At 58.9% G+C, this 13,482-nt stretch carries 16 protein-coding genes, 1 tRNA gene and 3 pseudogenes; 14 read left to right on the top strand and 6 right to left on the bottom strand.

Annotated elements, in window-relative coordinates; translation table 11 throughout:
- Positions 1 to 3: 3 nt before the first annotated feature.
- On the bottom strand, positions 4 to 519 hold the full coding sequence (locus ACVWZP_RS02035) for a DUF2062 domain-containing protein (RefSeq protein ID WP_017848016.1): 516 nt from the start codon (positions 517 to 519) through the stop codon (positions 4 to 6).
- Between the two features lie 147 nt (positions 520 to 666).
- On the opposite strand from ACVWZP_RS02035, the gene ACVWZP_RS02040 reads away from it, so the two are divergent.
- From ACVWZP_RS02040 to murB, 8 genes are all read left to right on the top strand, one after another.
- Entirely contained in the window at positions 667 to 2,880 is a 2,214-nt protein-coding gene (locus tag ACVWZP_RS02040) for a DNA internalization-related competence protein ComEC/Rec2 (protein WP_457369327.1), read from the top strand.
- A 109-nt stretch (positions 2,881 to 2,989) separates the two neighbouring features.
- Complete coding sequence (locus tag ACVWZP_RS02045; protein ID WP_046382924.1) at positions 2,990 to 3,625, top strand: MotA/TolQ/ExbB proton channel family protein; 636 nt, start codon at positions 2,990 to 2,992, stop codon at positions 3,623 to 3,625.
- Complete coding sequence (locus ACVWZP_RS02050) at positions 3,622 to 4,050, top strand: ExbD/TolR family protein (RefSeq protein ID WP_046382925.1); 429 nt, start codon at positions 3,622 to 3,624, stop codon at positions 4,048 to 4,050. Before ACVWZP_RS02045 ends, ACVWZP_RS02050 begins: the two co-directional genes overlap by 4 nt.
- Positions 4,050 to 5,060: a tetraacyldisaccharide 4'-kinase gene (gene lpxK / locus ACVWZP_RS02055; protein WP_426122524.1), complete on the top strand. Its 1,011-nt coding sequence runs from the start codon at positions 4,050 to 4,052 to the stop codon at positions 5,058 to 5,060. Before ACVWZP_RS02050 ends, lpxK begins: the two co-directional genes overlap by 1 nt.
- Positions 5,061 to 5,083: 23 nt before the next feature.
- Complete coding sequence (locus ACVWZP_RS02060) at positions 5,084 to 5,269, top strand: Trm112 family protein (RefSeq protein WP_003174668.1); 186 nt, start codon at positions 5,084 to 5,086, stop codon at positions 5,267 to 5,269.
- The gene (gene kdsB, locus ACVWZP_RS02065; RefSeq protein ID WP_426122522.1) at positions 5,266 to 6,030 is read left to right on the top strand and encodes a 3-deoxy-manno-octulosonate cytidylyltransferase; all 765 of its coding nucleotides are present in this window, start codon (positions 5,266 to 5,268) and stop codon (positions 6,028 to 6,030) included. The genes ACVWZP_RS02060 and kdsB overlap by 4 nt, the downstream gene beginning before the upstream one ends.
- On the top strand, positions 6,030 to 6,494 hold the full coding sequence (locus ACVWZP_RS02070; protein ID WP_017848010.1) for a low molecular weight protein-tyrosine-phosphatase: 465 nt from the start codon (positions 6,030 to 6,032) through the stop codon (positions 6,492 to 6,494). The genes kdsB and ACVWZP_RS02070 overlap by 1 nt, the downstream gene beginning before the upstream one ends.
- On the top strand, positions 6,491 to 7,510 hold the full coding sequence (gene murB / locus ACVWZP_RS02075) for a UDP-N-acetylmuramate dehydrogenase (RefSeq protein ID WP_079444176.1): 1,020 nt from the start codon (positions 6,491 to 6,493) through the stop codon (positions 7,508 to 7,510). The genes ACVWZP_RS02070 and murB overlap by 4 nt, the downstream gene beginning before the upstream one ends.
- Positions 7,511 to 7,584: 74 nt before the next feature.
- Here murB and ACVWZP_RS02080 read toward each other — a convergent pair whose 3' ends face one another.
- Entirely contained in the window at positions 7,585 to 8,256 is a 672-nt protein-coding gene (locus tag ACVWZP_RS02080) for a Bax inhibitor-1/YccA family protein (protein WP_057004407.1), read from the bottom strand.
- Between the two features lie 152 nt (positions 8,257 to 8,408).
- Here ACVWZP_RS02080 and ACVWZP_RS02085 point away from each other — a divergent pair.
- Positions 8,409 to 8,499 (top strand) — tRNA-Ser (locus ACVWZP_RS02085).
- Between the two features lie 115 nt (positions 8,500 to 8,614).
- On the opposite strand, the pseudogene ACVWZP_RS02090 reads toward ACVWZP_RS02085, so the two are convergent.
- Positions 8,615 to 8,821: pseudogene (locus ACVWZP_RS02090) on the bottom strand (integrase); the annotation flags it as partial.
- Here ACVWZP_RS02090 and ACVWZP_RS02095 point away from each other — a divergent pair.
- The 4 genes from ACVWZP_RS02095 to ACVWZP_RS02110 all read left to right on the top strand — a co-directional run bounded on the left by ACVWZP_RS02095 (position 8,753) and on the right by ACVWZP_RS02110 (position 10,675).
- Positions 8,753 to 9,409: a hypothetical protein gene (locus ACVWZP_RS02095; protein ID WP_158276048.1), complete on the top strand. Its 657-nt coding sequence runs from the start codon at positions 8,753 to 8,755 to the stop codon at positions 9,407 to 9,409. The pseudogene ACVWZP_RS02090 and the gene ACVWZP_RS02095 overlap by 69 nt on opposite strands.
- A gap of 98 nt (positions 9,410 to 9,507) precedes the next feature.
- Positions 9,508 to 9,816: a putative quinol monooxygenase gene (locus ACVWZP_RS02100; RefSeq protein WP_126588336.1), complete on the top strand. Its 309-nt coding sequence runs from the start codon at positions 9,508 to 9,510 to the stop codon at positions 9,814 to 9,816.
- 105 nt (positions 9,817 to 9,921) lie between these two features.
- Positions 9,922 to 10,236, top strand: a complete 315-nt coding sequence (locus tag ACVWZP_RS02105) for a hypothetical protein (RefSeq protein WP_046383008.1) — start codon at positions 9,922 to 9,924, stop codon at positions 10,234 to 10,236.
- 148 nt (positions 10,237 to 10,384) lie between these two features.
- Complete coding sequence (locus tag ACVWZP_RS02110; RefSeq protein ID WP_156179910.1) at positions 10,385 to 10,675, top strand: hypothetical protein; 291 nt, start codon at positions 10,385 to 10,387, stop codon at positions 10,673 to 10,675.
- Between the two features lie 87 nt (positions 10,676 to 10,762).
- Here the strand turns inward: ACVWZP_RS02110 and ACVWZP_RS02115 are convergent, their stop codons facing one another.
- Both ACVWZP_RS02115 and ACVWZP_RS02120 read right to left on the bottom strand, forming a co-directional pair.
- Positions 10,763 to 12,166, bottom strand: a complete 1,404-nt coding sequence (locus tag ACVWZP_RS02115) for a surface-adhesin E family protein (RefSeq protein ID WP_156179913.1) — start codon at positions 12,164 to 12,166, stop codon at positions 10,763 to 10,765.
- Between the two features lie 85 nt (positions 12,167 to 12,251).
- On the bottom strand, positions 12,252 to 12,803 hold the full coding sequence (locus ACVWZP_RS02120) for a hypothetical protein (protein ID WP_169881553.1): 552 nt from the start codon (positions 12,801 to 12,803) through the stop codon (positions 12,252 to 12,254).
- Between the two features lie 109 nt (positions 12,804 to 12,912).
- On the opposite strand from ACVWZP_RS02120, the pseudogene ACVWZP_RS02125 reads away from it, so the two are divergent.
- Positions 12,913 to 13,254, top strand: a pseudogene (locus ACVWZP_RS02125) (SDR family oxidoreductase); the annotation flags it as partial.
- A 44-nt stretch (positions 13,255 to 13,298) separates the two neighbouring features.
- On the opposite strand, the pseudogene ACVWZP_RS02130 reads toward ACVWZP_RS02125, so the two are convergent.
- Positions 13,299 to 13,406: pseudogene (locus ACVWZP_RS02130) on the bottom strand (MarR family transcriptional regulator); the annotation flags it as partial.
- Positions 13,407 to 13,482 lie beyond the last annotated feature (76 nt).

A 13,482-nucleotide genomic window follows, 5' to 3' on the forward strand; every position in this document is an offset into this window, starting at 1 on the left:
GGCTCAAGCGCGACGCAGTTTGCGTTTATTCCATTGGTGCGCGACCCACCAGCGCCAATAACCCATGGTCAGGCAATAGGCCAGCGCGCCCAACACCACACCCAGTACCAGCGAGCCGAGCAGGAACGGCTGCCACAGCGTGCTCAACTGACCGCTGATCCACTCCCACGTCAGGTCGTCGGGCAGGCTGCGCGCCGGCACGTTCATCAGCCAGGCGCCGGTCATGTAGGTACACAGGAACACCACTGGCATGGTGATCGGGTTAGTCAGCCACACCAGGCTGATGGCAATCGGCATATTGCCCCGCACCGTGATCGCCAGCACCGCCGCCAAGAGCATCTGCAAGGGGATCGGGATAAACGCCGCAAACAGGCCTACCGCCATGGCGCGGGCTACCGAGTGCCGATTCAGGTGCCAGAGGTTCGGGTCATGCAGCAAGGTGCCCAGAAACTGTAATGACTTGTGTTCCCTGATACTGGTGGGGTCGGGCATGTACCGTTTGAATAAGCGCCGGGGCATAAGGGGTCCAGATCAAGTCGAGGGGCAAGTATGCGCGCATTCTATAAACAGAAAATTCAGACTTTGTGACAAAACATCATAGGCTGCGGCCGGGGGCCAGCTAAGACTGAATGGATCACGTCAAAGGAATGATCCATGAGGACAGGGATGTTCGCGCTTGCACTCGGGCTGCTTGCGCTGCGATTTCTACCCGCACTGCCGCCTGCCGGGATGCTGTTGGCCCTGGCAGTGGTGGCGTTGATGCTGCTGCCGTTTCGCACTTATCCGCTGGCGTTTTTCCTGTTCGGCTTGTGTTGGGCATGTGTGAGCGCGCAGTGGGCGCTGAATGACCGCTTGCGTCCGACGCTCGACGGCCAGACGCGTTGGCTGGAGGGGCGTGTGAGCGGGTTGCCGCAGCAGACTGACAGCGGCGTGCGTTTCGAACTGAGCGACAGCCGGTCGCGCAACGCCCGCTTGCCCGCGCGCATTCGGCTGTACTGGCACGGTGGCCCACCGGTACGCAGCGGTGAGCGTTGGCGCCTCGCGGTGACGCTTAAACGTCCGTCGGGCCTGCTCAACTTCCATGGCGTCGACCATGAAGCCTGGCTGCTCGCCCAGCGCATCGGCGCCACCGGCTCGGTAAAGGACGGCGAACGCCTGGCGCCGGCCCGCAATGCTTGGCGTGACGCGGTCCGTCAGCGCTTGACGGCGGTGGACGCCCAAGGGCGCGAGGCGGGGTTGGCGGCCCTGGTGCTGGGGGACGGCTCCGGGCTGACGGCCGACGACTGGCGTGTCTTGCAGGACACCGGCACGGTGCATTTGCTGGTCATTTCCGGCCAGCACATTGGCCTGTTGGCGGGGTTGATCTATGCGCTCGTCGCCGCTCTGGCGCGCTACGGCTGCTGGCCGCGCACCTGGCCGTGGCTGCCGTGGGCGTGTGGCCTGGCGTTTACCGCGGCGTTGGGGTACGGCCTGCTGGCGGGGTTCGGCGTGCCGGTGCAGCGCGCCTGTGTAATGGTGGGGCTGGTGTTGCTGTGGCGTTTGCGTTTCCGTCATCTGGGCATCTGGTGGCCGCTGTTGCTGGCGTTCAATGGTGTGCTGATCCTTGAACCCTTGGCCAGCTTGCAGCCGGGGTTCTGGTTGTCCTTTGCGGCCGTGGCGGTACTGGGGCTGACGTTCGGCGGTCGGTTAGGCCGCTGGAGTGCTTGGCAGGCATGGACCCGTCCGCAATGGTTGATAGCCATCGGTCTTTTCCCGGTGTTGCTGGTGCTGGGTTTGCCCATCAGCCTCAGTGCGCCGCTGGCCAATCTATTTGCGGTGCCGTGGATCAGCCTGGTGGTATTGCCCCTGGCCCTGCTCGGGACGGCATTGCTGGCGGTGCCGTTCGTGGGCGCGGGCTTGTTGTGGCTGGCGGGTGGGGCGCTGGACGGCTTGTTCAACGCCCTGGCGCTGCTGGCAGGGCAATTGCCCGCGTGGATACCGGCCGAGGTGCCCATGGGCTATTGGCTGGTTAGCCTGGTCGGTGCGGTGTTGCTGTTGCTGCCCAAGGGTGTGCCGATTCGGCTGCTCGGCTGGCCGATGCTGTTGTTGGCGGTGTTCCCGCCGCGCGAGCCGGTGCCCCACGGGCAGGTGGACGTACTGCAGCTGGATGTCGGGCAGGGGCTGGCGTTGATCCTGCGCACCCGCCATCACACCTTGCTCTACGATGCCGGCCCGCGCTCCGGGGCGGTCGATCTCGGCGCGCGGGTGGTGTTGCCGTCGCTGAAGAGGCTCGGGGTAGACGCTCTGGACATGATGTTACTGAGCCATGCCGATGCCGATCATGCCGGCGGTGCGGCGGCTGTCGCCCGTGGGCTGCCGATCAAACGGGTCGTCGGTGGTGAAACTGAAGGGTTGCCGGCGCTTCTCGACACTCAGCCTTGTATCAGCGGTGAACAATGGGCGTGGGACGGCGTGTCCTTTGAATTGTGGCAATGGCCAGACGCAGTTGATGGCAACCCGAAATCCTGTGTATTGCACGTACAGGCCAATGGCGAGCGCCTGCTGCTCACCGGCGATATCGATCGCGCCGCAGAGCAGGCGTTTCTGGCCTCGGCTCTGGCGGTGCCGACCGATTGGCTGCAAGCCCCTCACCATGGTAGCCGCAGTTCGTCATCCTGGCCGTTTCTGCAGCGGCTGGCGCCGAAGTCGGTGCTGATTTCCCGAGGGCGCGGCAATGCGTTCGGTCATCCTCATCCACAAGTGGTGGAGCGCTATCAAGCGTTGGGAGCGCAGGTGTATGACAGCGCCGAACAGGGCGCGGTACGTTTGCGATTGGGCGCCTTCGCGCCACCGATTGTTGCGCGCAGTCAACGCCGCTTCTGGCGAGAAGCGCTACCGTAACCGCACGTTACCAATGGCCGAAGCCTGTGATCGGCGGGTCGTGGGTCGACGAGCCCCGCTGCCTGACCTATATGGTAAAGTGGCGCACTTTTTCGAGGGGACATTCACTGTGTGGGAATTGGTCAAATCCGGCGGCTGGATGATGTTGCCGATCATCTTGAGCTCCATCGCCGCACTCGGCATCGTTGCCGAACGCCTGTGGACCTTGCGCGCCAGCCGTGTCACACCCGAGCATCTGCTGGGGCAGGTCTGGGGCTGGATCAAGAACAAGCAGCTCGACAAGCAGAAACTCAAGGAGCTGCGTGCCAATTCACCCCTGGGTGAAATCCTCGCGGCCGGGCTGGCCAACTCCAAGCATGGTCGCGAGATCATGAAAGAGTGCATCGAAGAGGCCGCCGCGCGGGTCATCCATGAGCTGGAGCGTTATATCAACGCCCTCGGCACCATCGCCGCCATGGCACCGTTGCTCGGCCTGCTGGGCACGGTACTGGGCATGATCGATATTTTCAGCTCGTTCATGGGCTCGGGCATGAGCACCAACGCCGCGGTGCTGGCCGGTGGTATCTCCAAGGCCCTGATCACCACGGCAGCGGGCCTGATGGTCGGTATTCCCTCGGTGTTCTTCCACCGTTTCCTGCAACGCCGGATCGATGAGTTGGTGGTCGGCATGGAGCAGGAAGCCATCAAGCTGGTGGAAGTGGTGCAGGGCGACCGTGACGTGGACTTGGTCGGGGACAAAGCGTGAAATTTCGCCGCAAGCAACGGGAAAATGTTGATATCAACCTCGCGTCGCTGATCGACGTGGTGTTTATCCTGCTGCTGTTTTTTGTCGTGACCACCACCTTTACGCGGCAGACCCAACTGCGGGTAGATTTGCCGGAAGCGGTCAGCGGCTCGCCGGCCGAGGACCAGGAAGTCAAGCAACTGGATATCGCCATCAGTGCCGACGGCGTGTTTTCGGTGAATAACCAGTTGCTCGAGAAGAACGACCTCAACAGCCTGATGGAAGCCCTGCAGAAAGAGTCCGGTGGCGATACCAAGATGCCGCTGTCGATCAGTGCTGATGGCAAGACCCAGCACCAGGCTGTCATTACCGCGATGGACGCTGCCGGCAAGCTGGGGTTCAGCCACTTGCGCATGAGCACCGTCGAGGCAGTGAGCCAACCCTGATGGCCATGTCCGATCGCTTGCTCAAGGCCTGGTACGAAGGCCATCCGGCGCTGACGTTGCTGCGGCCGCTGGAGTCGCTGTATCGCGCGGTGGTGCAGCGCAAGCGCGCGCGCTTCCTGGCGGGCGAGGGCGAGATCTACCAATCGCCGGTGCCGGTGGTGGTGGTCGGCAATATCACCGTGGGCGGGACTGGCAAGACGCCGTTGATCCTGTGGTTGATCGAGCATTGTCAGCGCAGAGGTTTGCGTGTGGGCGTGGTCAGTCGCGGGTATGGCGCGAAGCCACCGCAGTTGCCGTGGCGGGTCGAGGCCGGCCACGCTGCTGAAGTGGCTGGCGATGAACCCTTGCTGATCGTGCAGCGCTGCGGCGTCCCCTTGATGATCGACCCCGATCGCAGCCGCGCAGTGAAGACGCTGCTGGCCAGCGAAACCCTGGACCTGATCCTCTCCGACGACGGCCTGCAGCATTACCGCCTGGCTCGCGACCTTGAGCTGGTGCTGATCGACGCCGCCCGGGGCCTGGGCAATCGCCGCTGCCTGCCTGCCGGGCCGTTGCGCGAACCGGCGGAGCGCCTGAAGAGCGTGGATGCGCTGCTCTATAATGGCACCGCGGCCGATCGCGAAGATGGTTTCGCCTTTCGTCTGCTGCCCACGGCGTTGGTCAACTTGCAAACCGGCGAACGCCAGCCGGTCGATTACTTCCCGGCGGGCCAGCAGGTGCATGCGGTCGCCGGTATCGGCAACCCGCAACGTTTCTTCAACACCCTTGAAACGCTACACTGGCAGCCGATACCCCATGCTTTTGCCGACCATGCGTCCTACAGCGCGGAAGTCTTGAATTTCACGCCATCATTGCCGCTGGTCATGACCGAGAAGGACGCGGTGAAGTGCCGCGCCTTTGCCCAGTCCGACTGGTGGTACCTTGCGGTGGATGCGGTGCCGTCGCCAGCGTTTGTCGCCTGGTTCGACATGCAACTGATGCGTCTGTTGCCCGCCCGTCTCTTGCCTTAAACGCTTCATTCCAGGAAACACTCATGGACACCAAACTGCTCGACATCCTCGCTTGCCCGATCTGCAAAGGCCCACTCAAGCTCAGCGCGGACAAGACCGAACTGATCAGCAAAGGCGCCGGCCTGGCTTACCCGATCCGTGATGGCATCCCGGTGATGCTGGAAAGCGAAGCCCGCACGCTGACCACCGACGAGCGCCTGGATAAATGACTACAGCCTTTACCGTTGTCATTCCATCGCGCTACGCCTCGACCCGCTTGCCGGGTAAACCGCTGCAACTGATCGGCAACAAGCCGATGATTCAGCTGGTGTGGGAACAGGCCTGCAAAAGCAGCGCCGAACGCGTGGTGGTGGCCACCGATGATCCGCGCATTATCGATGCGTGCAAAACCTTCGGTGCCGAAGCGATTCTGACCCGCGAAGACCATAATTCCGGCACCGACCGCCTGGCCGAAGTGGCCACACAACTTGGCCTGGCGCCTGATGCCATCGTGGTCAATGTGCAAGGTGACGAGCCGTTGATCCCGCCGCGCGTGATCGACCAGGTGGCCGCGAACCTGGCGGCTCATGGCGAAGCGCGCATGGCGACCCTGGCCGAGCCCATCGAAGACATTGAAACGCTGTTCAACCCGAACGTGGTCAAAGTGGTCAGCGACATCAACGGCCTGGCGCTGACATTCAGCCGCTCGACGTTGCCCTGGGCGCGGGATGCTTTTGCCAGGCATCCTGACCGGTTGCCAGAAGGCGTGCCGTACCGCCGTCACATCGGTATCTATGCCTACCGTGCCGGTTTCCTGCATGACTTCGTCAGTTGGGGCCCGTGCTGGCTGGAAAACACCGAATCCCTGGAACAACTGCGTGCCCTGTGGCACGGCGTGCGTATCCATGTCGGCGATGCTCTGGAAGCACCGCCTGCGGGTGTTGACACCCACGAAGACCTCGAGCGCGTCCGCCGCCTGCTGGGGGCCTGATGGAGGTTCTGTTTGTCTGCCTGGGCAACATCTGCCGCTCGCCCACCGCTGAAGGCGTATTGCGCCATAAATTGCGCGAAGCGGGTTTGGCTGGCCAGGTCGACGTAGCGTCCGCCGGCACGGGGGAATGGCATATCGGCAACCCACCGGACTCACGCAGCCAACAGGCAGCGCGGCAGCGCGGTTACGATCTGTCGGCCCAGCGTGCGCAGCAGGTCTCCCGCGCCGACTTTGCGCGTTATGACCTGATCCTGGCCATGGACCACAGCAACCTGCGTAACCTCAAAGCGATGCAGCCGGGGCAGGGCAAGGCCGAGCTCGACCTGTTCCTGCGCCGCTACGACTCTGAAGTGGACGAGGTGCCAGACCCTTACTACGAAGGCGAACAAGGCTTTGAGCGGGTCCTGGACCTGATTGAACGAGCCTGTGATTTATTGGTGATCGAATTGAAGGGGCGGTTATGACCTTGCAAGTGCTTGCGCAGGTATCGCTCAAGCCATTCAACAGCTTCGGCATCGACGTGCGTGCCCAGCTCTTCGCCGAGGCCCACAGCGACGCGGATGTTCGCGAGGCCCTGGCCTATGCCGCCGCCCAGGCAGTACCGCTGCTGGTGATCGGTGGTGGCAGCAACCTGCTGCTGACCCGGGACATTCCGGCCCTGGTATTGCGCATGGCGACCCAGGGTATTCGGGTGCTGCAGGATGACGGCCAGCATGTGGTGGTCGAGGCCGAAGCGGGCGAAGCCTGGCACCCGTTCGTGCTGTGGACCCTGGAACATGGCTTCTGCGGCCTCGAAAACCTCAGCCTGATCCCCGGCACCGTGGGCGCCGCACCGATGCAAAACATCGGCGCCTACGGAGTGGAGATCAAGGATGTGTTCGCCGGCTTGACGGCCCTGGATCGTCAGACCGGCGAGTTGCGTGATTTCAGCCTGGAAGAATGCAACTTCGCCTACCGGGACAGCCTGTTCAAACACGAAACCGGACGGTGGCTGATCCTGCGGGTGCGGTTTGCCCTGAGCCGCGTCAGCCACCTCAAGCTCGACTACGGCCCCGTGCAACAGCGCCTGGCCGGGCAGGGGATTACCGACGCCACCCCGAGCGATGTCAGCCGGGCGATCTGCGATATACGTCGGGAAAAACTGCCGGACCCCGCAGAACTGGGCAATGCCGGCAGCTTCTTCAAAAACCCATTGGTGTCCCAGGCGCTGGCCGCCGAGCTGCAGGGCTTGTATCCGGACTTGGTGGCCTATCCCCAGGCCGACGGGCAGATGAAACTCGCTGCCGGCTGGTTGATCGACAAGGCCGGTTGGAAGGGCTTTCGTGATGGAGATGCCGGCGTGCATAAGATGCAGGCATTGGTGCTGGTCAACTACGGCGGCGCCACCGGGCATGACATTGCCAACCTGGCGCTACGTATCCAGCAGGATATTGCCCAGCGTTTCAAGGTCGATCTGGAGATGGAGCCCAACCAGTACTGAGCCCTGAACAAAGCGCCCTGAAACAAAAATGCCCCGTATCTTGCGATACGGGGCATTTTTTATACTGCTGGCAATCAGTCGTCGCGGCTCATGATGCCGAAGATCTGCAACAGGCTGATGAACAGGTTGTAGATCGACACATACAGGCTGATGGTCGCCATGATGTAGTTGCGCTCACCGCCGTGGATGATGGCGCTGGTCTGGAACAGGATGCACACGGAGGAGAACAGCACAAAACCTGCGCTGATCGCCAACTGCAGACCGCTGATCTGGAAGAACATGCCAGCGACCACTGCCCCCAGCAACACGAAGAAGCCGGCGGTGATGAAGCCACCCAGGAAACTCATGTCCTTGCGGGTGATCAGCACATACGCCGACAAACCACCAAACACCAGGGCTGTCATGGCAAACGCCGAGCTGACCACTTCCGCGCCGCCGGCCATGCCGAGGTAACGGTTAAGGATCGGGCCGAGGATAAAGCCCATGAAACCGGTCAAGGCAAACGCCGACACCAGGCCCCAGGCCGAGTCACGCAGCTTGTTGGTCAGGAAGAACAGACCGTAGAAGCCGATCAACACGACAAAGACATTCGGGTAGCCGACGTGCATCTGCTGCGCCATGAACGCCATCACGCCGCTGAATGCGAGGGTAAGGGCGAGCAAGCCATAGGTGTTGCGCAAGACGCGGCTGACTTCAAGCTGCTCAGCCTGCGCGTTACCATTCACTGCGTAATTCTGTTCGCGCATGGCGACACTCCTTCGGTTTTGAAACGTTCAGTCGCAAAGATCATAACAGACGCTCTGTAACAAGCGATGGCGAGAGTTTGACAGTGTGTTTCATTCGGGTATTATGGCGCCCGCTGAGACAGGATGGGCTGCTATAATCCTGTGATGCAAAAGGGAAATTGGCAGAGTGGTTGAATGCACCGGTCTTGAAAACCGGCGAACGTTAATAGCGTTCCCAGGGTTCGAATCCCTGGTTTCCCGCCAAGATTTACACGAAAGCCCCGCTGATGCGGGGCTTTTGCGTTTCTGGGGTTTGGACACTTCCGATCTTAATTTGCTCGGCGTTCCAGAACTATTATGGAAGCGTTCCATAACTTTTCTATTTTGACGGCTTCGCGGTGGCGCCGAGTCTCCTATAAACGCGCTTTGTGATTTCCTGATTGCTATGCCCCAATAGCAGGCTCGCATCGCCGATATCCACAATTTCAGACGCCGCCTTGGGTCGGATATCTCGGAATTGAAACCCGCCGATCTTTGCAGCGAGCATCGGATCTCCTTGTTCGATAGCTTTCTCGCAAGCCATCTCTCAGCAGGTGAGATCGTAGAAAATGGCGCTTCCGCTAGCGCCCGCTACGATCTTGTTGTGGCAATAAGCCATATAGGGGAGGAAGTGGGCATGAAACGGTTTATGATTTTTTCAGTGATAGCAGTGCTGGCAGGATGCTCAGGGAAAATTGTCACGTATGAGCAATCTGACTGCAAGAATGGTTGTGAGGGTGTTCCTTTTTTTCGGCTAGTTCAGGTAAAGGAGCATTACATTCAGGACAAAATCCTGAATAAAGAAGGTGAGATGCTACGTTACGCCGGCGGCGACGAAAACACTGGCTGCTTTGCGGTCCAAGTCACTGAAACGAAGCTAATCCCGGCGGCCCAGGAAAGCTATATCCGTTACGAGGCTGGATGGCTCGAAACCTCTAAATTCTCGGTAGACCTAAACGATAACGGTAGCTTGGCAAAGGTGGGCGCCGATTCGACACCCGGACTGAAGATGGCAGTGGACGCGGTGTCCACACTAGCAACCGCCTATGGGACGGTGAAGTCCGCCGATAAGTCTAAATCAAAGATTCAACTACCTTACTGCAACGCTGGCAGAGTTCCCGTGACCGGAGCCTAGTTGAACCAGTTAGGCCCAGCTCATCGCTGGGCTTTTTGCATCTGTACTTGGTTGTAGCGTACTGTATTTTCCCCTCTTTAGTATGCGGCGTGTTACCTATGTCTGATGAAGTTCGGCTTGTCGTCATCATCAATACCCAGCCAGGTCGAGGCTCGGGCCAGCTCGCGGCTTTTGAAAAACTCGCTCCTTTGGTCAGGGCTGAGCAAGGGTGCATTCAATATGATATCCATCCTGTAGTCGGAAATAGCGATAGCTTTGTATTGATCGAGAAGTGGGCATCAAAAGAAGCGCTTGATGCACATGATCTCGCTCCGCATATGCTTGAGGCAGCCAAGCACAACCCGACGTTCCGTGCGGGGCCGGCTACAGTGCTGTTTTTGGAATCGGCGGTGCTTTCATCGTACTGAAGAAGGGCTGAGCTCACAACAGAAGATCCCAGCCCCACGCAGGGCTCTTTGCATCTGGCTTTCCCAGTGCTATTTTTCCGAATTAACCCCCACACGGAGAGTGCAATGGCCCGATACTTCAAAAGTCTAGACAATGGCAAGGTTGAAGAAGTCGATGCGTTTCAGGTTCTGGCAATATTGTTCCTAGGCCCACTCTATCTTTGCTTCGCCGGCCTTTGGCGCCATTTATTAATCTGGGGTATTGCTATAGGGTTGGGGCTGTTTGCAGGCCCGCCTTGGGCAGCTATACCTATTGCTGGACTGCCAATCATCTACTGTTTTTTGATACGTAAAATTGTGGCAGATGAGTATTTGAAGAAGGGCTGGGTAGAGGTGGCTGATCCAAAGCTTGCACTCGATAAAGAAGTTCCAGACGCTTAGTCTCTTGCAGATTAGTTGCTTTGAGCCCAGCCTCGCGCTGGGCTTTTTGCTTTCTGCGGCCAGGTGCTACAGTCCCGCCAAACCAAAGAGGGAACGACATGCGAAGTGTTGTAGCGGGACTGGCGGTTATTCTGCTGGCTGGGTGTTCGTGATCGGTGCGCTTCTGATCGTGACCGGTGTACTGGTACTACTGTTAATCGAGAGCAAAAAAGCGAGAGCAGAGGTCGCAGCGACCCTCGGTTCGAGCGTGGTTCGTCAGAACGCCCTAAGCCAGGAGCTCCGCGCCGAAATTGAGGAAATCAATAAACAGAATCTGCTCGAAATGGCTGCGGTATCCAAGGATCATCATTACGAGATGGAGAATCTAAGGATCATTCTTTCCATCGCTGAGCAGGATCTCGACGCGGCTCTGAAGGTCGCTTCTAAGGCTACACAGTAAGACATACAAATGCAGAGCCAGATCGACCATACCAATGCGTTGATGGCTTCTTGTGCCTGACCACCCCTCTTTTTTTAGCGCTATCGTTTAGCGAACGCTCAAAATATGAACTTCATCACCAGAGAGCGAATTGCTCTGCGTACCCCATGCGAAAAAATAGGCGTAGTCAGCCAAATAATAAAATTTTCTAACGATTGCGTGCTTGTCGCCTTGAGTCGTGCAGCCCATTTCCTTGGCTTTTCCAGTCAGTCCAGCACTGAGCTCATCGGCGTCAAGTTCGCGCTTTACAGTGCAGTCGACCGCGTAGCCTTTCCCGTCGCCCCAACGTTGCTCAGCGCCGTGCTGGCGCCCCTGAGCGGAGTAACTCAGGAGAGAGCCTATGGGCATGCGCTGCCAATCCCCGGAAAAACTCAAGCTTTTGAGTTCATAGGTGCCCACTTTCTGGTCAAACGTAGTGATGGTACTGGCGAGCACAATCAACCCCCGCCAAGTAACTCTACGTATCTCGTAAGCCTCACTGCGTACATCGACAACTACTTGCCCGCTCGCTGAGTCCGTGGTGAGGAAATTCTCTTCGTACACCAACGAAGCACCACCCTTGCGGGTGGGTGTCCGGCTCGTCGCAACATAGCTGAGTTTTTTGGCTGCCGGTTGCAGATTGAGGGCGTTGATTGCAGAAAGCATTGGCGTACCAACACTATATGGGCTTGGCACAGCACGCACTTTGTAGCGCGGTTTATACGTGGGCAGTTGCTTCAGTTGTTCAGCGCCGGCGCACAGCGTCTTGAACAACAGCTTGTAATCATCGCGGGCTTGCGCAACAGTCTTGACGACTGGATTCTGCGGGGTCTCACCGTCTATCACACTGTTAAATATATCAACGTCATAACTGGCCAGCCGACGAAACTTCTGCTCGGTGCAATCGACAGCATAGTGTTCACGCTTTTGGGCAGACGGCGTGCCTTGCGAGGCATCCGTCACTATTTTTTTATTGTCATACGCCCCCCAGAACAGCGTTTCCGAGCCTTGCTGTTTGATGCTATGCCTATCAAGCATCACCCATTGGTCATCCTCTTTTACGCTGACGACTCTCCAGTCGGGCTGCGGTGTCTCAGAACAGGCGTGAATGAAACTCGGGTTACTGGTGAGCCCTGAATAAAGGGATGACGTCAGGGAGCGTGCGCCCACGTACACCCCGTTTTGCCGATTGATGTAAACCCGCGCAAAGGGAGAATCAATGTAAGCGGCACGCAGTTGTGCCACGCTGCAAGACGCCTCCAATTGCACAACGGTGCGTTCCGGTTTTGCATCTGTTTTCGGAGCGACGAGCTGGAAATTCAATCTGTCTCCGTCACGGAATACCGTATCAGCTACCACAGGTTGACCCAGAAAAACGCCATATGCCTTTACCGCACTTTTGCTCAGCGACACTGGCTGACTAACACACCCCCCGACGGCTGCCATGGAAAGCAGTAACGCAATTCGTTGCACAGGTATTCCTTAGAGAAGTTCTGGAGTAAGCGCCGTTTTTCAAGAGTCATCGCGGTGCGCGCCGTATTTTGCGCGTCGTGACCGGTCATTTCGCTACCGGTAAAACCAACTCCTTCTGCCCTTCCACCGTCACGTCATAAACCTTCTCGCTACACACCGAGAACCCCTGCAAATCAAACTCCACCAGATAGGTCTTGTTCGCTTTCGGCAGAAAGCTGCGCGACAACGGCCCGCACTTTTCCAGGCTGTACGAGGTCCCGCGATCATTGCGCCAGTTCGCAACGCCTTCCACCACCGTCAACTGATCCGCCGGCACCAACGTCTCCCGGAACGGCCGGGCACGATAGAGCCCATGGGCCAGGCCCTTGTATAACCCTCGGACAAACGCCGGCGCCTGTTGCTCCAGGGAATCGTTGTAAACAACCCCCACGCTGCTCAAATTCCCCTCGGGCCCAGCGCTGAAGCTCACCTGCGATTCGGTGCTGAGCATTCTGAAAATAACCTTCGCATGGTGGTCGTCTGCCGTCAGTACGACCGGCTTGGGTTTGGCCGGCGGCAGGCCTTTATGAGAAGAACAACCCGCACCAAAAACAGCCACCAGGCACAACGGAAAGACCCAAGCAAAGGAACGACCCATAGATAAATTCAAGCCCTGTTAAATGCCATGATGGTTAAGTGCGAGATAGCTTAATGCCATCACTTGAAAAAGTATCTCCCCAACCGCCCATGGGCCTCGTAATATTCCCGGTCGGGAGCTGATGAAGGGCCGCAATGGCAGCCTGTTGACCCTGTCTTACCTGGAGGCTGGCGTACGGTATCTGGCCGGCTCGTTGAGCCCCGAAGGCACGCGGGTTAATGCGGTGTCTGCCGGGCCGATTCGCACCCTCGCCGCTTCCGGCATCTAGAATTTCCTCAAGACGCTGGTGGCCAACGAGGCGCAAACGCCGTTGCGCCGTAACGTCACCATTGAAGAGGTCGGCAATGCCGGCGCCTTCCTGTGCTCGGGCCTGGAGTCGGGAATCAGCGGGGAAATCATGTACGTGGACGGCGGCTTTAACACCACAGCCATGGGCAATCTCGACGAGTGATCGTCAGGCCGTAACAGTGCCCCATTTACTGGGGTGCTGTTGCGTCAAACCCCTTGCCGCACAAAACACTGCTCCACCACCGACTTGCCCCACTGCTGCCCTTCCTGCTCCGACTCCAGCACAAAGCCCACGTTTTGATACAGCTTATGGGCGGCGACCACTGGTTCAGATATGACGATAAAGGTACCAGTAGTACTCGGTTCGCACATACGGCCCGCGAGGCTCTGC

The organism is Pseudomonas sp. TE36184 (assembly GCF_054060055.1).